Genomic DNA, 22556 nt, shown 5'->3' on the forward strand with positions numbered 1-22556 from the left:
TAATCGGGCTGTTTTTTTTGTTCCCATGGGGATTCAACATAAAAAAGCGACCTCTGGAAGTCCAAGAGATCGCTTTGTATATATAAGTATGGTACGCCTGAAGGGAATCGAACCCCCGCACATGGTTCCGGAGACCATTGCTCTATCCACTGAGCTACAGGCGTATATTGTGACGACAATTTTCATTATAAAACATCGAGAATCTCAATGCAAACGAAAAAAAGTAGTTCAGCAGAAAAAACTAGTGATAAGGTAAGCGAGAGTGAAAAAGTCCAATAGTGAAGATCTTTCGACGTTTTTTGTGTTCTGCTTCATCAATTTGGCAGGAAAATTGCATGAGAGAACGAATATAATGAAAATAAAGAGTCATCGAGCAGCATGAGCAAGTGCGAAGGAGGCGGGCTTCATGAACATGGGATTGGGGTTATTTCAAGAACAAACACTGAAATTAGTGATGACGCCGGAATTACGCCAAGCGATTACCATATTGCAGTATTCAGCCATTGATCTCATCTCCTATTTGCAGGATCAGGCCAATGAAAATCCTGTTTTTGACCTTGAAGTTGCTGGAGAAGTCGCTTCTGCAAAAGCAGAGAAACCAGCTCCTGAGATTGACTGGAAAGAAATTGTGGGCAATCGCGCGACAGGTGAGTACGGTTCGTTGAAAAATGAAAGCACTTACAATCCGTTGGATTACGTCCAGCAAGGTGCGGAGACGCTGTACGAACATCTGGAGCGTCAACTCGGCTATGTAAAAGGATTCTCGTCGCTGCAAAAACAGATCGCTCTCTTTTTGATCGGGAATCTGGATGAGAAGGGGTATTTGGAAATTTCACTGGAGGAAGCGAGTACGCGCCTAGGTGCTGAAATGCTGGAGATTGAGGACGTGTTGTCCGTCTTGCAGCATTTTGATCCAGTAGGCGTAGCTTCACGCAGCCTAGAAGAATGTCTTTTGCTGCAGCTCGGGCATTTGGCACTCGATGATGAAAAGATCGTTCAGGTCGTTCGCAACCACCTGCAAGATTTGGCGGACAATCGTTATCAGCGGATTGCAGACAAAATCGGGTGTACACCGCAAGAGGTACAGGCGATGGCAGACTTGATCCGTACGCTGAATCCGCGTCCAGGTGCGGCCTTTTCCGCAGTAGACACAAGATATGTCATTCCAGATGTGACGGTAGAGAAGGTCGGGAATGATTATGTAGTATTGGTCAATGATGTTGCTGCACCGCGGCTGAAAATCAACAGCTTCTATGAAAAGATGCTGAGCCAGCAAAAAAGTCAGGATGAAGCCAAGCAGTTCATTCACGATAAGCTGAATGCTGCCATGTGGCTGGCAAAAAGTCTGGAGCAGCGCCGCCTGACGCTCATGCGTGTAACTCAGGCCATCCTCGATATGCAACGGGAGTTTTTTGATCGGGGGATTCATTACTTAAAGCCCATGACACAAAAAGAAATAGCAGAGCGGGTCGGCCTGCATGAATCGACGATCAGCCGGGCAACCAGCAACAAATACGTCCAGACACCGCGTGGAATCTTTGAACTGAAGTATTTCTTTACGTCAGCACTCTCTACATCCAGCGGGGAAGTGACTTCTTCTGAGAGTGTTAAGCGAAGAATCAAAACACTGATCGAACAAGAAGATCGGAAGTCTCCGTTATCTGATCAAAAGCTGGGTGAGATGCTGCTTACAGAGGGGATTGAAATCTCCCGCCGTACGGTTGCCAAGTACCGGGAAGAAATGCTGATCCCATCGTCGGCTAAACGAAAGAGGTTTTAACGGGCATGAATGAAAAAACGTTTGAAATTGTCTTGTACGGGAGAAAAAAATGTCATTTGTGCGACGAGGTGGAGCTCTACATCCGCAGTTTGGCGGAGGAGTTCCCCCTTCGTATGCGCATGGTTGATATTGAAAGTGATCCGGTCTTGCATGAAGAAATGATGTTTGTCATTCCAGTAGTCGAGATTGATGGAGAAATCGTGTTTCGTTCCATTACACATGTGGTGACGCTAGAGGAGCTGCGAGACGAATTACATAGACGTGCCGCTCGGTCATGAGTGGCACTTTTTTATAGGGGCTCGGGGGAACTTGCAAGATATTGTTAAATATGATACATTCAAGTTGTAGCAAGTGATCTTTTTTTTGCACCAAGTGGGACAAAAAATGTATATACAGGGACATAAAACGTCCCTATCAACAATTTGTAACCAAGGAAGAAGGCAAAATGCGACGTTTACTGGAACTGCAACAAAAATTGTTGCCTGACTTGATTCAGGTTTTGCGTCAGCGGTACATGTTGCTCCGATCCATCTATCATTTGCAGCCGATTGGCAGAAGAGGTCTAGCTCAAGCCATGGATACTACTGAGCGTATTTTGCGGGCAGAAGTGGAACTGCTAAAAGAGACGGGGCTCCTTCATGTAACGGCTGCGGGAATGAGCCTGAGTGAAGAAGGGCAACAAGTCTTGGACGACATGGAGCCTCTCGTCGGAGACCTATTCGGCCTTACAGACTTGGCGGAGCGCCTGCAAAAAAAGCTGGGCATATCAGAAGTCATTGTGGTGCAGGGCAATGCAGACCAATCGCCTTGGGTAAAGGAAGAGCTGGGACGGGTAGGGGCAAGGGTACTCAAACAGGTCGTGCAAGAAGGAGACATTGTAGCGGTAACAGGTGGTTCATCCATCGCCAGCGTAGCAAGTCATCTGACGCCTTCTGCTTCGTTCAAAAACGTTCAGTTTGTCCCTGCTCGCGGTGGACTGGGAGAACGCGTAGAGCTACAAGCGAATACGCTCGCTTCCGCCATGGCAGCGAAAACAGGTGCTTCTTATCGGCTTCTTCACGTACCGGATCGCCTTCATCCAGAAGCCTTGCAGACATTGGTCAAAGAGCCGCAAGTGCAAGATGTGCTGTCGCTCTTGGGCGAGACTCGAATCGTTTTGCATGGAATCGGGGATGCCGTCACGATGGCGAGAAGGCGGAATTATTCAGAGGAAGAGCTCGCAGAATTAGTGGAGACGGGTGCTGTATCAGAAGCATTCGGCTACTACTTTAATGAAGCGGGAGAAACGGTCCACAGAATGCCGACAATTGGTTTACAGCTAGAGGAAGTGCACAAGGCAGAAACCGTGCTCTCCATTGCGGGGGGCGAAAGCAAGGCAAAAGCGATTCTTTCCTTTGCTAAGCAATCGTGTCAGAATGTACTCATTACGGACGAAGGGGCAGCTTACACGCTGTTGTCCGCACGATTGTAACGGAAGGAAGTCGGTCGCATGTCTATCACATCGGTAACACCCATCTTGGCAATGATCGCTGGCATCATTTTGAGCCTATCGCTCGGTTTTCCGATCGCATGGGGGATTGTTTTTGCGATCTTGGTCACACTGGTTAGTGTAAAAAGATTGGGTTATCCGTGGAAGCAGCAGTTCGTGTTTGGCTGGGAAGGTGTCCAAAAGGCAAAGCCCGTCCTTACGATTCTGTTTTTAGTAGGACTCTTGATTCCGCTTTTAATGATGGGAGGAACTATACCCGCCATCATTTACTACGGATTGTCGATTGTGAATGTCGAGTATTTGTTCGTTCTCTCTTTTCTGTTGACCGCAGGCGTCAGTTATTTATTGGGTACATCAATCGGTACGCTGAGTACGATTGGGCTGTCTCTGATGGGCATCGCACACGCAGCAGGGATATCACCTGCGATCGTAGGAGGTGCGCTCATCTCTGGAGCGATGGTGGGGGAACGTTTCTCACCGATATCCAGCAGTCGTTTACTGGTGCTTTCCAATGTCGGTATGACAGAAGAGCAGGAAAGAAGAATACGGCGTCCTGCTTTGCTTACGGTAGCGATTTGCGCGTTACTTTTCCTGATTCTTGATCTGTTTCGACCTCAGGCGAGCTCGACGGATACCATTCAAATGTACCAAGAGCTGTTAGTCAGTCATTTTTCTGTACATTGGCTACTCATGCTGCCTCTCGTCGTGTTAATTGCATCTTTCGCACTGAGAGTAAAAGCGGTGAAGGCATTGTTTTACGGTATCGGAGCCAGTGCGATTCTAGTCGGGATCAATGGGAATTTGGATGTGAAGACGTTTTTTACATCGATGTTAGTTGGATTTGAGCTTCATTCAGGAACGCCGCTGGATCAACTGGTCCATGGGGGCGGGATGTTCGCCATATTCAGTGTTCTGGCGTTAATCATTCTCGCAGGCTTTTTAAACGGCATTTTGAACAGAGCCAATTTATTAACCCCCATCGTAGACAAAATGATGGGCCATACAAAAAATAAGACGGTATTGGTAGCGAAGGCAGCGGCATTATCGCTGTTAGTGGTCATCATCAGCTGTAATCAAACCATTCCAATATTGGTTCTCGGCTCTACTCTTCTCGGACGGTTCTCCCAATGGGAGGGAGGGCGCGAGCTGTTGGGCAAGACGATGTTGGACTCCACAGTTGTCATGCCTGTACTGATCCCGTGGAACGGTCTATCGATGATGATGGCACTCACGTTAGGTGTTTCGACGATCCAGACATTGCCCTTTGTGTTTTTTCCAATCTTATTACCGATTGTGACGATATTATCGACCCGCTGGTTTTCGCCAGAGGGCAGGTTTCTCGCGATGAAGAATAAAGCTAGCTAATGAGCAGGAGGTATACATTATGGTAAAAGTAGGTATTAACGGATTTGGTCGTATCGGTCGTAACGTATTTCGTGCAGCACTGAACAATCCGAATGTAGAAATCGTGGCGGTCAATGACCTGACAGATGCACACACACTGGCTCACCTTTTGAAATATGACTCTGTTCATGGTGTTCTGAACGTGAGCGTTGAAGCTTCCGAAAACACGCTCATCGTTGACGGCAAAGAAATCAAGGTGTTGGCAGAGCGCGACCCAGCTCAACTCAAATGGGCAGATTACGGTGTTGAAATTGTAGTGGAATCGACTGGACGCTTCACGAAGCGCGAAGATGCAGCGAAGCACCTGGAAGGTGGCGCGAAAAAAGTCATCATCTCCGCTCCAGCAACAAACGAAGACATTACAGTCGTAATCGGTGTAAACGAAGACAAGTACGATCCAGCTCAACACACTGTGATCTCCAACGCATCCTGCACAACGAACTGCTTGGCGCCTTATGCGAAGGTTCTCAATGAAAAATTCGGTATCGTACGCGGATTGATGACAACCGTTCACTCTTACACCAATGACCAACAAATTCTCGACCTGCCGCACAAAGATTTGCGCCGTGCCCGTGCAGCTGCGGAGAACATCATTCCAACCTCTACAGGAGCGGCAAAAGCGGTAGCACTCGTACTGCCTGAGCTGAAAGGCAAGCTGAATGGTTTCGCAATGCGCGTACCAACTCCAAACGTATCTGTAGTAGACTTGGTAGTTGAGTTGAAGACTGATGCAACTGTTGAAGAAATCAACAACGCTCTGAAAGAAGCGGCAGAAGGCCCACTCAAAGGCATTCTCGGCTACTCCGAAGAGCCACTCGTATCGTCTGATTACAATGGAAACCCTGCATCCTCCACAATTGATGCTTTGTCTACAATGGTACTGGAAGGAAACATGGTGAAAGTCGTTTCCTGGTACGATAACGAGTGGGGTTACTCCAATCGTGTCGTAGACTTGTGTCATTATGTTGCACAGCGCGGCTTCTAACACGTAAAATAGAACTGTTGTGGAAAAAAGGGAGAGCAATCTCCCTTTTCCCATATCTTTTTTCCGAATAAAAAGCCAATGATTTGGGAGGATCGTTCATGAACAAGAAATCTATCCGCGATGTTGAGCTGGCAGGCAAGCGCGTATTCTGCCGCGTCGACTTTAACGTGCCGATGCAGGACGGGGTAATCACCGACGATACACGCATTCGTGCTGCTGTACCAACCATCCGTTTCATGATGGAGGCAGGAGCCAAAGTAATCCTGGCGAGCCATTTTGGGCGACCTAAAGGCCAAGTAGTGGAAGAGATGCGTCTTACTCCTGTCGCAGCACATCTATCCTCGCTCTTGGGCAAGGACGTGCGTAAGCTGGAGGATTGCCATGGTGCTGACGTAGAAGCGGCAGTAGAACGGATGGAGTCTGGCGACGTCATCCTGTTGGAAAACGTGCGCTTCCATGCGGGAGAAGAAAAGAACGATCCAGAACTGGCAAAAAGCTTTGCGGCCTTGGCTGATCTGTTTGTCAATGATGCTTTCGGGACAGCTCACCGGGCACATGCTTCTACAGCGGGAATCGCTGAGTACATACCAGCAGTTGCGGGCTTGTTGATGGAAAAGGAGATTCGCTTCATGGGCGGAGCCTTGTCCAATCCGGAGCGTCCGTTTACAGCGATTGTCGGCGGTGCAAAAGTAAAAGATAAGATTGCTGTCATTGAAAATTTGTTGACCAAAGTCGATCACCTGATTATCGGCGGCGGTATGGCGAATACATTCCTCAAAGCACAGGGTTACGGTATTGGTGCTTCTCTGTGTGAAGACGACAAGCTCGATCTCGCACGTACGTTGATGGATCAGGCGAAAGAGCGCGGCGTTCAATTGCTGATGCCAGTTGATGTTGTGGTAGCTGATCGTTTTGCGGCAGATGCCGAGAAGAAGGTCGTAGCAATTGATGCGATTCCAGAGGGCTGGATGGCACTCGATATCGGGCCAAAAACAGTAGAGCAGTACCACAGCGTCATTGTAGAATCCAAAACAGTGGTGTGGAACGGTCCGATGGGCGTATTTGAAATGGATGCTTTTGCAGGCGGCACGATTGGTGTAGCCAAGGCCATGGCAGCATGCAGCGGTACGACCATCATCGGTGGCGGGGATTCCGTAGCAGCTGTGGAGAAAGCAGGCGTTGCCGAGCAGATGACACACATTTCTACAGGTGGCGGAGCGTCTCTGGAATTCATGGAAGGCAAGGAACTGCCAGGCGTAGCTGTGTTGGCAGATAATCAATAAGAGCGAAGAGGGGGAGTTTGCATGCGAACACCAATTATCGCGGGGAACTGGAAGATGTTCAAGACGATGGCCGAGGCAAGAGCATTTGCGCAGGACGCCAAGGCAGGCAACAATACTTCCGGGGTACAAAAAGTCATTTGCGCACCATTTACAGCGTTGGCTTCACTTAAGGAAGAACTGGCGGGCACGGATATTGCCATCGGCGCGCAAAACATGCATTTTGAAGAGCAAGGTGCTTATACAGGTGAAATCAGCGCGTCTATGCTGAAAGAAATCGGTGTGGAGTACGTGATCCTTGGTCACTCCGAGCGCCGTCAATATTTCAATGAAACAGATGAGACCGTGAACAAAAAGGTTGTAGCCGCATTAGCAGCAGGTCTCGTACCGATTGTGTGCGTAGGAGAGAGTCTGGAGCAGCGGGAAGCGGGCGAGACAGCTGACGTCGTTCGTACGCAGACAGAAGGTGCCTTTGCTGGAGTGGACGCTGCACAAGTGGCAGATACCGTTATTGCATACGAGCCGATTTGGGCGATTGGCACAGGCAAGTCTTCCACGGCAGAGGATGCCAATGAAACGATTGCCATTATTCGTAGCGTAATCGGTGAACGCTTCGGACAAGCGACAGCTGAAAAAGTGCGCATTCAATACGGCGGAAGCGTAAAGCCGGAAAACATCGCAAGCTACATGTCACAGCCGGATATCGACGGAGCATTGGTCGGTGGAGCGAGTCTTGTAGCGGACAGTTACTTGCAGCTTGTGGCAGGAGCTACGTCGCGATAGGAGGAGAAAGCAATGGCACAAAGACCAAAACCGGTTGCCCTTTTGATTGTAGATGGTTTTGCTCTGCGTAACGAGACGCATGGAAACGCAGTAGCACAAGCCAACAAGCCGAATTTCGACCGTTACTGGAACCAATACCCTCACGCGACACTGGAGGCAAGCGGGCTGGCTGTTGGGCTTCCAGAAGGACAGATGGGGAACTCCGAAGTAGGCCATCTCAATATCGGCGCAGGGCGTGTTGTTTATCAGGATTTGACGCGCATTACCAAGTCGATTCAAGAAGGCGCTTTTTTTGAAAACGAAACACTGATGGCTGCTTTCCAGCACGCGAAGCAAAACGGCAAGCAGCTTCATCTGTTCGGGCTTTTGTCCGATGGTGGTGTACACAGTCACATTAACCACCTGTTTGCAATGCTCGAGTTGGCGAAAAAGCAGGACTTTGCGGATGTGTTCATCCACGGTTTCCTCGATGGTCGCGATGTATCGCCTGACAGTGCAGTGGGATATATCGAACAGCTGCAAGCCAAAATCGCAGAGATCGGCGTTGGTCGCATTGCTACCGTACAAGGTCGCTACTACGCGATGGATCGGGACAAACGCTGGGAGCGCGTAGAGAAGGCGTATCGTGCCATGGTGTACGCAGATGCTCCGGCTTATCGTGATCCGGTTCAAGCAGTGAAAGAATCCTACGAAAAGTCCATTATGGATGAGTTTGTCATGCCAACCGTGATTCTCGATGAGGCAGGAAAACCAGTGACGACCGTTCAAAGCCGCGATTCGGTTATTTTTTATAATTTCCGCCCGGATCGTGCGATTCAAATGTCGCAAGCCTTTACGAATGAAGATTTCCGTGGCTTTGACCGCGGAGATGAGCGTCCACGCGATCTGCATTTTGTGTGCCTGACGCATTTTTCCGAGACAGTTGACGGGTATGTCGCTTACAAGCCTTCCAATCTGGATAACACGTTGGGAGAGGTGCTTTCCCAGCAAGGCTTGAAGCAGTTGCGCATTGCCGAGACGGAGAAATATCCGCATGTGACGTTCTTCTTTAGTGGCGGGCGTGAAAAGGAGTTTCCAGGTGAGACGCGTATCTTGATTCCTTCGCCAAAAGTGGCGACGTACGATCTGCAGCCGGAGATGAGTGCTCCAGAGCTGACAGACGCGGTTGTCGCTGAGATCGAGGCGGAAAATTTTGATGCGATCATCCTGAACTTTGCCAACTGCGACATGGTTGGTCATTCCGGTATGATGGAGCCAACGATCAAAGCAGTCGAGACGGTCGATGCATGCTTGGGCCGAGTGGTCGATGCCATCGTAGCAAAAGGCGGCGTAGCCGTCATCACAGCTGACCACGGCAACGCGGATCTGATGCTGGATGAAGCGGGACGTCCGATTACTTCACACAGTACGTATCCGGTGCCTGTAATCGTGACTAAAGACGGGGCTGCTCTGCGCGAAGACGGTATTTTGGCCGACTTGTCGCCAACGCTTTTGGAGCTTTTGGGGGTAGCGCAACCGGTTGAAATGACAGGCAAATCGTTACTTGCAAAATAGGCTTTACTGGGACACACTGTAAGGGTAGCTTGGCGTTTATCGAAATAGATTGTAAGTGCACATGAAAAAAGGAGATGGACGAGAAATGGCAATGATTACTGACATTTATGCACGCGAAATTATGGACTCCCGCGGTAATCCAACTGTGGAAGTAGAAGTGTATCTCGAAGATGGCTCGATGGGTCGCGCAGATGTTCCATCTGGAGCGTCTACAGGTGCGTATGAAGCAGTTGAGCTTCGCGACGGTGACAAATCCCGCTACTTGGGTAAAGGCGTTCTGAAAGCCGTAGAGAACGTGAATGAAATCATTGCTCCTGAACTGATCGGCATGGACGCTCTCGATCAAGTTGGCATCGATATGGCGATGATTCAGCTCGACGGTACACCAAACAAAGCCAAGCTGGGCGCAAACGCGATTCTCGGCGTGTCCATGGCAGTAGCACGTGCAGCTGCAGACTCTCTCGGCGTTCCTCTCTACAACTACCTCGGTGGCTTCAACGCGAGAATGTTGCCAGTTCCTATGATGAACATCCTGAACGGTGGTAAGCACGCAGACAACACTGTAGACATTCAGGAATTCATGGTCATGCCAGTAGGTGCTACTTCCTTCAAGGAAGCGCTGCGCACAGGTGCGGAAATTTTCCACTCCCTGAAAAAAGTATTGGGTGAAAAAGGTCTGAGCACAGCAGTAGGGGATGAGGGTGGCTTCGCTCCAAACCTGAAATCCAACGAAGAAGCGATCACAACCATTTTGGATGCGATCAAGGCAGCAGGCTATGAGCCAGGCAAAGACGTGTTCCTCGCGCTGGACGTTGCAGCTACAGAAATGTTCAAAGATGGCAAATACCACTTCGAAGGCGAAGGCGTTGTGAAAACAACAGAAGAAATGATCGCGTTCTACGAAGATCTGGTAAGCAAATACCCAATCATCTCTATCGAAGACGGTCTGTCTGAAGACGACTGGGATGGCTGGAAAGCACTGACTGACAAGCTGGGTAGCAAAGTTCAGCTGGTGGGTGACGACTTGTTCGTAACGAACACGGAGCGTCTGGCTCGCGGAATCGAGACCTCTACAGGTAACTCCATTCTGGTAAAAGTAAACCAAATCGGTACGCTGACAGAAACCTTTGAAGCAATCGAAATGGCGAAGCTGGCTGGCTATACTGCGGTGATCTCCCACCGTTCCGGTGAAACCGAAGACTCTACGATTTCGGATATCGCAGTGGCTACAAATGCAGGTCAAATCAAGACTGGTGCACCTTCCCGCACTGACCGCGTAGCGAAGTACAACCAATTGCTGCGTATTGAAGACGAACTCGCTGATACAGCTCGTTTTGGCGGTCGTTCTGCATTCTACAACCTGAAGAAGTAAGCTTACATGATTGATAGATAAAAAGAACAGTGGCAGTCCAGGATGCAAGAAAGTCCGGGACTGCCGCTGTTCTTTTTGTAGGATGAAAGAAACATGCCACCGCACTCAAGTTTTTGCATACGAAAAAAGACTGCCCATACTACTCGATGGACAGTCTTTTTGTTGTTTGGCGCTTATGACATGGCGAATGCTTTTGGTTCGGCCTGCACAAAGCCTAGGCGGCTTTTACTGTACGGGATGCACATAGGAGTTCCGTACAGCGGGTCTTGCGTAATTTGACAATCCATATCGAAAACCGTACGGACAAGGTCGGTCGTCAGTACTTCGTTTGGAGCCCCTTCTGCCACTACGGTCTGATTGTGAACGGCAACGATATGATGGGCATAGCGGCAAGCGAGATTCAGATCGTGGAGAACCATGACGATGGTACGCTGTTCTGTTTGATTCAGTTCAAACAACAGGTCCAAAATCTCAATCTGATGCGACATATCCAAATAAGTCGTAGGCTCATCCAGCAAAATCGTTTCGGTACCTTGGGCGAGCGTCATCGCGATCCAGGCGCGTTGACGTTGTCCGCCAGAGAGACTGTCGACGGCACGGTTAGCCATATCCGTGAGTTGAGTAGCTGCCAATGCTTTGTTGACCATCTGCTCGTCTTCTTCTGACCATTGCTGTAGCCAGTTTTGATAAGGATAGCGTCCTTGTTTGACCAATTGCAGAATCGTCAATCCTTCTGGTGCAGATGGGCCTTGAGGAAGGATGGCAAGACGTTTGGCTACCTCTTTGGTAGAGCGCTTTGCGATTGATTCTCCTTCAAGCAGGATGGCACCTTCCTTTGGTTTGAGTAAACGTGCCAGAGAGCGCAGCAATGTCGATTTGCCACTGCCATTACTACCAATGAAAACAGTTATTTTTCCACGCGGGATGTTTAAATCTAATGCTTCAATGATGTTGCGTTCTCCGTACGATAACGTAAGCCGTTGGGTTTCCAAAGCTTGCATATGGGTTGGACTCCTTTCAAACGCATAGGAAGTTAAAAAATATATTCAGGGCCGCATGTGGCTATGGTGGGAGAAGAATATTTCCAGTCTAGGCTCCAGGCTACGTCCCACTGGAAGCGTGCACTGTCCGCTCCGAAGGGATTCGCGGGGAAACGCAAAAGTGGTAGCCGCTTCGTAACGCGAGCATGTTGCCTTTCTTTTGCCCGCGAATCCCTTCTCCGCTCGGTAGGACTCCACAAGTCGCTACGTCTGGAAATATTCTTCTCTGGCGTTACTGATCACATTCATCAATCTTTTAAAGGCTTTTTAAAATCCGTATAGCACGACAGCTCGTAGAGGAAACAGGAGAAATAAGCGAAGATCTTTGGCACGCCGACCGAGACGGAATGCAAAAAGCGAAACACGTTCTTAAGCGTACACCTCTGAAAAACTTCCTGAAAGAACCACTTTGGACGCGGTTTCGCTTTTTGCATGGAGTCGGGCAGTGAATCCCTCAGTGGGTGGGACAAGAAGCTGAGCGTTTTCTCCTGTTTCCTCCCACCACCACAGCGGGACAAAGTTCTTTACTAGCGATTTCGGTTTTTGTACAGCAAGTAGATGAAAAACGGAGCGCCGATGGCAGAGGTGAATACCCCTACAGGCACTTCGATTGGTGAAAAAGCCATGCGTGCAATCAAATCCGCAAGCAATACGATAATGGCACCCAAGAAAGCCGAGAGTGTCATGGCACCGCCAAAGGACGGACCAATCAGTTGTTTGGCAATGTGTGGCGCCAGCAAAGCCACAAAGCTGATGTCTCCTCCAACAGAGACGGCTGTTCCCGTCAAAGCCGCGCAAATCATGAGCAGGAGGAAGCGATCCAATTGCAAGGAACTGCCGAGACTCGTCGCCAGATCATCGCCGAGCTGTTGAATGTTCACGCGTCTAGCAAGTAAGGCGGCTACGAGAATCAGTCCGACGACCCACGGCAAAATCATGAATACGTCGTTCCAGGCAACGCCGTAGATGCTTCCTGTCAGCCAGAGCAATGCCTTATTTTGCAGCAAGAACGGACTGAACATGATCAGCATGGTGACAATGGCACCCGCTGCGATTTTGATTCCAACACCGATCATGACGAGACGAAGCGGCGTAACTCCTTTTTTCCAAGAGAGGGCGTACAGCAGGAATGTTGTCAATGTCGCTCCCAAAAAAGCGATGGGAGGAAGCCATTTGATGCTCGCTGTTTCAAATAGGATCAAAAAGCCGACTGCAAAAACAGATGCTCCACCGGATACTCCAAGAATATCTGGGGAAGCCAACGGATTGCGGACGAGGCCCTGCATGATGGCACCAGCAACGGCAAGTGCGGCACCTACCAGAATAGCGATGACGATGCGCGGCAGGCGAAATTGCTCCACAATCAAAGCATTCTCTTCTGAACCGATTCCCAACAAAACTTTGACCACATCGAGCGGGGCGATTTTCATTTCACCCATTCCGAGACTGACAACCGCCACTGCGATGACGATCAGCAAGGCGAGTAGCGAAAACCAGATCGTCTTTTTATGTAGCTGAAACGATGAAAAGCGCTTGCCGATGCGAAGAGACAGGTAGTGTTTCATTATTTATCCAGCCCCTTGCGTGCGACATAGATGAAGAAAGGAATCCCGATCAGGGCTGTCATTACTCCAATAGGAACTTCTGAAGGCATTGCGATATACCGAGCGCCGATGTCTGCTAACAGCAGTAGGATGGAACCAAGCAGACCGCTGTACAAAAGCACCCAGCGAGTGTCGATTCCAACGAGATAGCGGGCCAGATGCGGAGTAACCAATCCGACAAAACCAATGGGTCCAGCAACAGCAACCGCGCAACCGGATAAGAGAACAATGACGATTCCAACACTGAATTTGACCAATAATGTGCGTTGTCCGAGACCTTTTGCTACGTCATCACCCATCAATAAGGTTTGAATCGGACGTGCGAGGACAAAAGCAGCGATCCAGGCGATGATCATATAAGGAAAGACAGTGGCTAAATACTCCAGCTTTCTGCCTCCGACTGACCCTGCTAGCCAGAACAGCACCTCGTCAGTAGCCTTTTCATTAAGGACCATCATGCCGTGTCGGATTGAGGAAGCCAAAGCGGTGATAGCTGCACCCGCTAGAACCAGCTTCACAGGTGAAAGCCCATCTCTGCCGAATGAACCGAGCAAGTAAACGATCAAACCTGCTACAGCGGCTCCTAAAAAGGAAATCCACGTAAACTGAGTCAAGGAGCTGATTCCGACAAAAGTAACGGCGAACACAACAAAAAGAGAAGCACCTGCATTAAGACCAAACAGTTCAACGTCTGCAACAGGGTTTCTCGTCAAGGATTGGAGCAGAGTTCCGGCCAAGCCGAGGCAAAAACCGACCGTAAGTGCATTGAGCACACGGGGTACTCGCACTTCTTTAATGACAATGTGCTCATTGGAGCCGTTGAAATTCGTGTAAGCATCAATCGCAGTTTGCCAACTCGTGTCAATGACGCCAAAGATGAGGCTGGCATAACTGAGGTAAGTCAGGAGAAGAAGGGCGAATATCACTCCCAGAATTTTACGAAAGTTGCTAGCTAAAAAAGAATTCATGATGGCTACATCCTTATTTCTTAGATGGTTTCATAGTTAAGTGTAGAGCTACATAAAGGAAGTGTCAATGACGTTGATAGTCATTATCATTTTGTGATTGACTTTTGACAAGCAGGGGAGTAGGATAGACTCTGTCATTGATATGAATTCTCATTATAGAAAAGGGAAAGGGGTCCTTTCATCATGTTTTCTCGTACATATCGGACCGCAAGCGGTAAAGCTTTCTTTGCTGTCTTAATGGCGCTCTTGCTGGTTGTTACAGGTTGTGGTACTCCGCAAGCAAGTGAACAAAAGCCGGCAGAACAAAAGCCTGCTGATCAAGCAACAGGCAATTCGGAGGGTTCCGGCCAAAGCTACACAGTGAAACACGCGATGGGCGAAACAACCATTAAAGGTACACCAGAACGCATCGTCATGTTGACCAACCAAGGTACAGAAACCTTGATGGCTCTCGGTGTGAAGCCAGTAGGGGCTGTGGGTGCTGCTCATGATCCAACACAATTCTACGATTTCACCAAGTCTTTCCTTGAGGGGACAAAATCCGTAGGTACAGAAGGTCAACCTAACCTGGAAGCAATCGCGGCACTGAAACCTGACCTGATTCTGGGTATGAAATTCCGTCACGAAAAAATTTATCAACAATTGACTGCAATCGCTCCAACCGTATTCGTTGAAGAGCCACGCGGCGATTGGAAAGAAAACTTCTCCTTGTTCGCAGAAGCGGTAAACAAAAAGGCTGAGGGAGAAAAAGTCCTCGCTGATTGGAACAAGCGCGTAGAAGAATTTAAAGCAAAAGCTGGCGACAAGCTGAACACAAAAGTATCCGTTGTACGCTTCATGCCTGGTAAAGTTCGCATCTACTACACAAAAACCTTCACAGGCGCGATCTTCAAAGACCTTGGCCTGGCACGTCCAGCTTCCCAAGACAAAGACGATTTCGCAGCAGAAGTAACCAAAGAGCGCATTCCAGAAATGGACGGCGACATCATGTTCTACTTCACGTACGAAACAGGCAAAGGCGAAGCTTCCAAGCTGGAGCAAGAGTGGACGAACGATCCTCTCTGGAAAAACCTGAACGTCGTGAAAAACAATAAAGCATTCAAAGTGGATGACACCATCTGGAATACTTCCGGTGGCGTAATCGCAGCCAATAAAGTACTGGATGAGCTGGAAGGCTACATCATCGGTAAATAATGAAAAAAGACGGGACTGATGCTCCCGTCTTTTTTGTGTTGTTATCCAGCCATGTTGTTGAATGTTCCTCGTGGGTAGTAAATGTTTACGTGATCGATGTAGAGGGTGTTTGAATCATCCGTCATGATGCCTGAGAAAATGAATTTCAATTCATAATCAGGAGTTACCTTGTAGGTGTAGATGGTTTGGCCGCCCGTTGTGGTTTTGCTAGCTGGCTCCCCAAGTGTTTCACGCACCTCGGCAAGTGTGATTGCTTGCAGGCGTGGGTCGTAGGAGCGAATATCAACGATCTGCATTCCTTTGTTAAAGGCGAAGACTAGATTGAGATCCCGGTACGTATTGTACGTGATGCCATTGTTGAAGGAGACGACATCCGGTTTGCCCAGCTGTTTTTCTGCGTCATCGAACATATCGTTTTCTACACGATACTGACTGCCAAAGATTTGGCCTTTCTGAGCGAGATCACGCACGCTTTGCAACATCTCGGCATTGTCCGCATACAGCATGAGATTTTTGTTTCCTTGCGGATAATACAGATGGTATTCAACAAGAATCAGGTCTTCCTTGTTCGTGCTTTTTGTTCCTTGGAAGTGGAATTTCACTTGATAGTTGTTTGTGACATCGTAAGTGTAAATCGTTTGATTGCCAAACTCACTGATACGCCCCGGCTTTCCCCAGCTCTTTTCGACGGCAGACAGGCTGATTTGCTGCAAACGTGAATCTGTCCTGTGGATGTCTACAATCTGCATACCTTTGTTGTAGCCAAACACGACTTCTTTTTTCGGGTAGGCGGAGTAGGTCAGTCCATTTGCTATGTAGGTTTTCTCAGGTTTTCCCCAGCCCTGTTCAACTTCGTCTACCGTTTTTTCCAGAACGAAAGGAAGGGAGATGACTCTGCCTTCTTTCGCATTTGAGCGAATTTGTGACAAGAGCTCCTCTGACTGCGGAGATGGCGGTGTCGTTACGCTGTTGTTTGGACCCGGTCCCGGAGAAGCGGTAGGAGAGCCAGGAGCAACAGGTGCAACGGTGTCTGGTAAAGTGCTCTGGTGTTGGTTCGTAAGGAGAGAGGCTCCCAGCCAGACGGTCGCAGCGAGTACGGAGCAGAGGGCCAATCCCTTGCCAAGCGCAGAGAAACCACGATAAGAAGCAGTCCTTCCAGATTTGCTTCCATTTGTTTGGCGAATAGCAGATACGATCTCTTGCTTTTTTTCTCCGCTCATTTTCATATCAGGCATTCCTTGTAATTTCCCTAGTAAGTCATGGTCTGAATTAGATCGCATCGCCAATCATCTCCTTTTTCTCACGCTCAAGTATTTCCCTGACAGCCTTCATGGCACGGTGCAGTGTCACGTTTACTTTGTTTTCGGACCACCCAAGTATTTCAGCCGTCTCCTTGGAGGACAGTCCTTTGACTCCACGCAAAATGAGCACCTCGCGAAAAGCGGGCTTTACTGCACGGATTGCATGATAAAGTGCTTGCTGCTCCTCATGTACGTGCAGAATTTCTTCCGGTGTTTTTTCTTCCGTCTCTACATTCGCCAGCCATTTATCTGGCAGCCAATTACGAAGACGTTGCTTTCGTTTATGATCGATGGCGGTATTCCTCGCGATCGTCAATAGCCATGTTTTCGGTTGCGATCTGCCTTCGAATGCATCCAGAGACCGAAGCGCTTTTAAAAAGACATCCTGGACGAGGTCTTCTACATCGCGGGTTCCTGTGTAGTAAATAAGAAATTTGTAAATATCATCGCCATAGCGTAGGAACCATTGCTCCATTAAACCGTTTTTGTCCATAGCTGAACCACCTTTTGTACGTTCTACTAGTAATTTGACGACTCAGGGTGCATTTCATTACAAAAACAAAAAAACTGCCGGAAGCAAAGGTCCGGCAGTGTGTGCATTTAAGAGTGGAGCATGGAATCCCGAGTAAACCAGAGCTGATAACTGAGCATGCTGATCAGAACCGCCGAAATAGCCGCAGAGGAGCTAAAGCTGAGCATAATGAGGATTTGATAGCGCACGGCCTCGATAGGACTGGCACCCGCAACGATCATTCCGGTCATCATCCCTGGCAATTGGACGAGTCCGATTGTTTTCATCGTGTCAAAGGTAGGAATCATGCTCGCTTTGACAGCGCGCTTCAACACCACATGTACGGCTTGGCGTGTAGTGGCTCCCAGACAAAGCAGTGTCTCGATTTCCCCACGAGAGGCTTCTACTTCTCTGTTCATATGCGTGAGAAAAAGGCTCGTGACGATCATAGAGCTGCCGATAATCATGCCGCTCATCGGGATGAGGTACTGCGGCGTAGGAGAGACAAGCCCGAGTACAACCAACAGTCCCATGGTGATGATCTCTGTTATCGCAAGTGAAAGGGAGATCCGCCAAAAGATCCCCGATAAATGCTTCGCTCTGCTGGTAGCGTTCCACGAAGCGACCAAGATCATCATGAGAATGATCACGAAAATAAACCAGACACTATCGGCAGCAAAGACAAAATGTAGGACATAGCCGATCGCGAGCAACTGAACGGTCGAACGGATGGTGCCAATCAAAATGTCTTTTTCCAAACCGAGCTTCTGCCAAACAGAGAGCAGAAGGGCAATGAAAACAAAGGCATAGGCAAAGAGTAGCCACATGTATGAAAACGTAAAAGTATGCGTCATCGCTGCACCTCGCTTAGAGCAGCATGGAAATTTCCATCTTGCAAAAATTCACGAGCTTCAACGGATTGGGGCGAGTGGAAAAACGCTTCACATTCAGCGTCTTCTGCGAGCTGGTGGTTGGCCATAAACCAAATGCGCTTGCAAGCCACTCGCGCTTCTTCTAAATCATGCGTGACCCAAATTAAGGTCGTGCCTGTTTGCCGGTGCAAATTGACGAGGAGACGCTCAGCAGCCTGCTTACTTTTCATATCGAGTGAAGCGGTGACCTCATCCAGCAGCAGGACAGGTGGCTGAAGCAACAAGCTGCGAACGAGAGCGAGCCGTTGTTTTTCACCACCGGACAGTTGAGCGGCTGGTTTTGACCAATCGATTTCTTCCATATATAACTGCTCCATCAAGTCAGAGGCGAGCTTCTTATCAAAAGGACGTTGATGCAAGGTACTTACTGTCCGCAGGTTGTCTTCCACACTGCCTGGCAGCATAACAGCCTGCTGTGCCACATAACTGATTTTCATTCGCCAAGCTTTCGCGTCCCACAATGCCATTTCTTTATTCTCTAAAAAAACCTTACCCGCATCAGGGTGCAGAAGACGACCCAAAATACGCAGCAAGGTGCTTTTTCCTTGGCCTGACCTTCCCAGAATTCCAATAATCGTAGGTTCTTTAATACTAGCGTTTACGTCACGAAACAACCATGTACTCGTGGGAGAGTGGATGTGTTTCCCCAAAGCTTCGATCTTGATGGTCATATGTAAAAGCCTCCCCATTAACGCGGAAAACACCGAAGAGGACGAGTCTTCGGTGTTTCTTTCCTACTGGCTATCTATGTACTTATTTTTTCTCCGACAGCCACTGTGAAACCGCTTGAATTTCTGGTTGTTTCTTCAGCATTCCAGGAGGCATGCCGCCCTTACCATCTTTGATGATTTTAGCAATGTCGTCAGCGCTGAGCGTCGCTCCAATTTTCGTCAGGTTTGGACCTGCAATGCCTTCGAGATTTTGACCGTGACAGGAAGCGCAATTTTGTTTAAATACAGCAGCAGCGTCAATTTGTGCAGTTGGTGCGCCGCCACCATTGGCTTCTTCGCCATGTTTTGGTGGGAAAATGATTGATCCTACAAGTGCAATGAGAAAAACTAGAAACAAGATACCAAACGAAGTGAAAAAGGCCTTCGCGGAATCAATTACATCGTTTTGATTCATGTCTTTTTTGTTGGACCCAGCCATCTGACAAAGACCTCCCAAAGCAAATTATAAAGTTTCATGGTAATTTTACGGCAAAAGTTTGACAATATCAAGGAGACTACCAAACAAGACAAAGAAAGTACACAATTTGCCATTATTTCGTTGCTCTTATTCTACCTTATAACGGTCAATATTATTTGAAAGAATTTCTCTTATAAATGGAAGGGATAGCGGGTTGCTGTTACCAGACAAGTGTGATAAAGTTGTTGTATTGGTTTTTTCCGCCTTGGAAATACGTTTTGAGGTGAATGAAAATGGCATTGGCTGCGAAAATTTTACTTGTGATCGCAAGTATTGGCTTAATTATCGTCGTGTTGCTGCAATCGGGAAAAAGTGCCGGCCTTTCCGGAGCGATTGGTGGCGGCGCAGAGCAACTGATGGGCAAACAAAAAGCCCGCGGGATTGACGCACTTTTAGGGAAACTGACCGTTGTATTTGCGGTTGGCTTCATGATTTTTGCGATTTTGCTCGGGTATTTCTTGAAATCAGGAGCGTAATAGACGAACGGCCGAAAGACAGCGAGTGCAACTTGCTGTCTTTTTCTCTATTCCGATTGCGATATGCGGGAACGGTGAATACTACATAATAGGATGGTCATGGAGAAACGCGGGAATGCCACGCGAAAAAGGAGGTTTGTGAATGGAAGACCAAGAAAAAATACTCGCGTTTATGCGAGAGCAAGCATACCACCCGATGACGGTGAGGGAACTGGAAGAAGCATTTGGAATCAAGGATTCTGCCACGTTCAAGGAGCTTGTGAAAACGCTGAATGCACTGGAAGCGAGCGGAGAGGTGATCCGCACCAGAGCGAATCGGTATGGCGTGCCTGAAAAAATGAATCTGGTACGCGGACGTCTGCAAAGTCATCCAAAGGGCTTTGGATTTGTGATCCCGGAGACACCTGACTCGGATGATGTATATGTACATGCGAATGATATGAATGGTGCACTCCATGGCGATACGGTTTTTGTCCGCGTGGAAAAAGAAGCAGGCGGCAATCGCCTGGAAGGGCAGATCATCCGCATTGTCGAGCGCGGAATCAAGCAGGTCGTAGGGACATTCAAGGATGAGAGGCATTACGCGTTTGTCATCCCCGACGAAAAGCGAATCGGCAAAGATATTTTCATCCCGAAAGACTCCTTTAACGGAGCAGTAGATGGTCACAAGGTAGTCGTGAACATCGTTCGCTACCCAGAGGGGCGTGTGAATCCAGAGGGTGAAGTCGTTGAGATTCTCGGACATAAGAACGATCCGGGCGTCGATATTCTGTCGATCATCCGCAAGTTTAACTTGCCTGAGGCTTTTCCTGAGGACGTATTAGCTGAGGCTGAGGCGGCACCAGATGAGATATCCGAGGAAGAGATCAAGGGTCGTCGTGACTTACGTGATCGCATGATGGTCACCATTGATGGAGCAGATGCCAAAGACTTGGATGATGCGGTGTCTCTTGAGAAGCTGCCAAATGGAAACGTAAGACTCGGTGTGCATATCGCTGACGTGAGCTATTACGTTCGCGATAAGTCCCAGCTGGATAATGAGGCGTATCGTCGCGGTACCAGTGTCTACTTGGTTGACCGCGTCATTCCGATGCTGCCACATCGCTTGTCCAACGGAATATGCAGTCTCAATCCGCAGGTGGATCGCTTGACGATTTCTTGTGATATGGAGATGGATGCAGGCGGGAACACCGTTAAGTACGATATATTTTTGAGCGTGATTCGTACAGATGAGCGAATGACATATGCGGATGTACGAAGTATTTTGGATGACAAGGACGAAGCGCTGATCGAGAAGTACAGCCAGCTCGTCCCGATGTTCGAGGAAATGAAGAATTTGGCATTGAAGTTGCGTGGAAAACGTATGCAGCGTGGTGCCATTGACTTTGACTTCCGTGAAGCGAAAATTTATGTCGATGATGAGGGGACACCTACAGAAATCGGCTTCCGTACGAGATCGATTGCGGAGCAGATCATCGAGGAGTTCATGCTGGCTGCCAACGAAACAGTGGCGGAGCACTTCCACTGGATGAAGCAGCCGTTCATGTACCGGATTCACGAAGACCCGAACGCTGAAAAGCTCATGGCCTTCATGGAGTTCATCACGAATTTTGGCTACTCGATCCGCGGGAAGGGCAATTCTGTTCATCCACGTGCGTTGCAGCAGCTCCTGGAAGAGGTAAAAGGAACGCCAGAAGAAATTATTATCAGCACCGTCATGCTGCGTTCGATGAAGCAAGCGCGTTACGACGCGGAAAGCTTGGGGCATTACGGCTTGTCTACGGAGTTTTATACCCATTTCACTTCGCCGATTCGCCGTTATCCCGACCTGATCGTCCACCGCCGTATTCGCGAATGGATCGAGTTGGGGAATCAAATATCAGAAAAACGTCTGGGGTACTGGGCAGAGCAAATGCCAGTAATCGCAGAGCATGCGTCACAGCGTGAACGGTTGGCTGTCGATGCCGAGCGTGAAACAGACGATCTGAAAAAAGCGGAGTTCATGCTTGAGCGAGTGGGAGAAGAATTCGAAGGTGTCATCTCCAGCGTCACTTCGTTTGGGATTTTTGTCGAGCTGCCTAATACCATTGAAGGCTTGGTGCACGTCAGCTTTTTGACCGACGACTACTATCATTACCATGAGAAAATGTTTGCGCTGGTCGGTGAGCGTACTGGAAAGCAGTACCGGATCGGGGATGTAGTCGAGGTACGTGTAGCGAATGTCAACGTGGATGAACGCACCATCGACTTCGAAATCGTCGGGATGCCGAAGGCTGGCTTCCGTGGTAGCCGTGAGCGTACGCCTCGCGTCATAGATGGTCGCGGTGGGGATCGTAAGCCGACACGTGGAAAGCAACAAGAACGTTCACGTACAGGCCGTCCAGATCGTCCTGGCAGACCAGATCGACCAGATCGACCAGATCGACAAAAGGATAAAAAGCATCCGGCGGAAATCCGTCAGAAATACAAGGATCGCCGCAAAACGGAAGGGAACAAACCTCCTCGTCGTACTGGATCGGGCAAAGCATCGAACGGTGAAGAAGTGCTGCCAATCGGTACAGGAGAAGGAGATACCCCAGCGAAACGCCAGAAGGGATTCTGGGAAGATCTCGTCAAGTCCAAGAAAAAGAATCGCAAAAATGTAGCCAGTCAGGTGAAACGGAAACGCCGTTAAACAATTGTTTAAACCCCGAAA

The 22556-nt window shown here is 48.8% G+C and carries 20 protein-coding genes and 1 tRNA gene; 12 read left to right on the forward strand and 9 right to left on the reverse strand.

The window, feature by feature from the left end; all coding sequences use genetic code 11:
• Window positions 1-89: 89 nt before the first annotated feature.
• Window positions 90-164, reverse strand: a tRNA-Arg gene (locus POF51_RS31440).
• A gap of 242 nt (window positions 165-406) precedes the next feature.
• Between POF51_RS31440 and rpoN the strand changes: the two genes are divergently transcribed.
• The 9 genes from rpoN to eno all read left to right on the forward strand — a co-directional run bounded on the left by rpoN (window position 407) and on the right by eno (window position 10647).
• Window positions 407-1780, forward strand: a complete 1374-nt coding sequence (gene rpoN / locus POF51_RS31445) for an RNA polymerase factor sigma-54 (protein ID WP_069851525.1) — start codon at window positions 407-409, stop codon at window positions 1778-1780.
• Between the two features lie 5 nt (window positions 1781-1785).
• On the forward strand, window positions 1786-2058 hold the full coding sequence (locus tag POF51_RS31450) for a glutaredoxin family protein (protein ID WP_069851527.1): 273 nt from the start codon (window positions 1786-1788) through the stop codon (window positions 2056-2058).
• A gap of 167 nt (window positions 2059-2225) precedes the next feature.
• The gene (locus POF51_RS31455) at window positions 2226-3251 is read left to right on the forward strand and encodes a sugar-binding transcriptional regulator (RefSeq protein WP_069851529.1); all 1026 of its coding nucleotides are present in this window, start codon (window positions 2226-2228) and stop codon (window positions 3249-3251) included.
• Between the two features lie 18 nt (window positions 3252-3269).
• Entirely contained in the window at window positions 3270-4634 is a 1365-nt protein-coding gene (locus tag POF51_RS31460) for a Na+/H+ antiporter NhaC family protein (RefSeq protein ID WP_069851531.1), read from the forward strand.
• Window positions 4635-4653: 19 nt separating this feature from the next.
• Window positions 4654-5658, forward strand: coding sequence for a type I glyceraldehyde-3-phosphate dehydrogenase (gene gap / locus POF51_RS31465; protein ID WP_048034950.1), 1005 nt, complete (start codon window positions 4654-4656; stop codon window positions 5656-5658).
• Between the two features lie 98 nt (window positions 5659-5756).
• Window positions 5757-6941 (forward strand): phosphoglycerate kinase, encoded by a 1185-nt coding sequence (locus POF51_RS31470; protein ID WP_069851533.1) that lies wholly within the window; start codon window positions 5757-5759, stop codon window positions 6939-6941.
• A 21-nt stretch (window positions 6942-6962) separates the two neighbouring features.
• Window positions 6963-7721 (forward strand): triose-phosphate isomerase, encoded by a 759-nt coding sequence (gene tpiA, locus POF51_RS31475; protein ID WP_069851535.1) that lies wholly within the window; start codon window positions 6963-6965, stop codon window positions 7719-7721.
• Window positions 7722-7733: 12 nt separating this feature from the next.
• Window positions 7734-9275: a 2,3-bisphosphoglycerate-independent phosphoglycerate mutase gene (gene gpmI, locus POF51_RS31480; protein WP_069851537.1), complete on the forward strand. Its 1542-nt coding sequence runs from the start codon at window positions 7734-7736 to the stop codon at window positions 9273-9275.
• 85 nt (window positions 9276-9360) lie between these two features.
• Window positions 9361-10647, forward strand: a complete 1287-nt coding sequence (eno, locus tag POF51_RS31485) for a phosphopyruvate hydratase (protein ID WP_069851539.1) — start codon at window positions 9361-9363, stop codon at window positions 10645-10647.
• Window positions 10648-10820: 173 nt separating this feature from the next.
• On the opposite strand, the gene POF51_RS31490 is transcribed toward eno, so the two are convergent.
• From POF51_RS31490 to POF51_RS31500, 3 genes are all read right to left on the reverse strand, one after another.
• Entirely contained in the window at window positions 10821-11648 is an 828-nt protein-coding gene (locus tag POF51_RS31490; RefSeq protein WP_017251641.1) for an ABC transporter ATP-binding protein, read from the reverse strand.
• A 566-nt stretch (window positions 11649-12214) separates the two neighbouring features.
• Complete coding sequence (locus POF51_RS31495; protein WP_017251643.1) at window positions 12215-13252, reverse strand: FecCD family ABC transporter permease; 1038 nt, start codon at window positions 13250-13252, stop codon at window positions 12215-12217.
• The gene (locus POF51_RS31500) at window positions 13252-14259 is read right to left on the reverse strand and encodes a FecCD family ABC transporter permease (RefSeq protein ID WP_017251644.1); all 1008 of its coding nucleotides are present in this window, start codon (window positions 14257-14259) and stop codon (window positions 13252-13254) included. The genes POF51_RS31495 and POF51_RS31500 overlap by 1 nt, the downstream gene beginning before the upstream one ends.
• 183 nt (window positions 14260-14442) lie before the next feature.
• Between POF51_RS31500 and POF51_RS31505 the strand changes: the two genes are divergently transcribed.
• Window positions 14443-15453, forward strand: a complete 1011-nt coding sequence (locus POF51_RS31505) for an ABC transporter substrate-binding protein (protein WP_069851541.1) — start codon at window positions 14443-14445, stop codon at window positions 15451-15453.
• A gap of 41 nt (window positions 15454-15494) precedes the next feature.
• On the opposite strand, the gene POF51_RS31510 is transcribed toward POF51_RS31505, so the two are convergent.
• The 5 genes from POF51_RS31510 to POF51_RS31530 all read right to left on the reverse strand — a co-directional run bounded on the left by POF51_RS31510 (window position 15495) and on the right by POF51_RS31530 (window position 19346).
• Window positions 15495-16733, reverse strand: coding sequence for a YjgB family protein (locus tag POF51_RS31510; RefSeq protein WP_069851543.1), 1239 nt, complete (start codon window positions 16731-16733; stop codon window positions 15495-15497).
• Window positions 16723-17247, reverse strand: a complete 525-nt coding sequence (locus tag POF51_RS31515) for an RNA polymerase sigma factor (protein WP_069851546.1) — start codon at window positions 17245-17247, stop codon at window positions 16723-16725. The genes POF51_RS31510 and POF51_RS31515 overlap by 11 nt, the downstream gene beginning before the upstream one ends.
• Before the next feature lie 107 nt (window positions 17248-17354).
• Window positions 17355-18119, reverse strand: coding sequence for an ABC transporter permease (locus POF51_RS31520; RefSeq protein WP_271756730.1), 765 nt, complete (start codon window positions 18117-18119; stop codon window positions 17355-17357).
• Window positions 18116-18868 (reverse strand): ABC transporter ATP-binding protein, encoded by a 753-nt coding sequence (locus POF51_RS31525; RefSeq protein WP_069851549.1) that lies wholly within the window; start codon window positions 18866-18868, stop codon window positions 18116-18118. The genes POF51_RS31520 and POF51_RS31525 overlap by 4 nt, the downstream gene beginning before the upstream one ends.
• A gap of 82 nt (window positions 18869-18950) precedes the next feature.
• Window positions 18951-19346, reverse strand: a complete 396-nt coding sequence (locus tag POF51_RS31530) for a YqzM family protein (RefSeq protein ID WP_007728788.1) — start codon at window positions 19344-19346, stop codon at window positions 18951-18953.
• 272 nt (window positions 19347-19618) lie between these two features.
• Here POF51_RS31530 and secG point away from each other — a divergent pair, with 272 nt between their 5' ends.
• Together secG and rnr are read left to right on the forward strand one after the other, a co-directional pair.
• Complete coding sequence (gene secG / locus POF51_RS31535; RefSeq protein ID WP_007728789.1) at window positions 19619-19861, forward strand: preprotein translocase subunit SecG; 243 nt, start codon at window positions 19619-19621, stop codon at window positions 19859-19861.
• Window positions 19862-20003: 142 nt separating this feature from the next.
• Window positions 20004-22535 (forward strand): ribonuclease R, encoded by a 2532-nt coding sequence (rnr, locus tag POF51_RS31540; RefSeq protein ID WP_271756731.1) that lies wholly within the window; start codon window positions 20004-20006, stop codon window positions 22533-22535.
• The last annotated feature ends 21 nt before the right edge of the window (window positions 22536-22556 follow it).

Origin of the sequence: Brevibacillus sp. AG (genome assembly GCF_028369215.1) — a bacterium.
In the GTDB taxonomy this organism is placed as follows: domain Bacteria; phylum Bacillota; class Bacilli; order Brevibacillales; family Brevibacillaceae; genus Brevibacillus; species Brevibacillus porteri.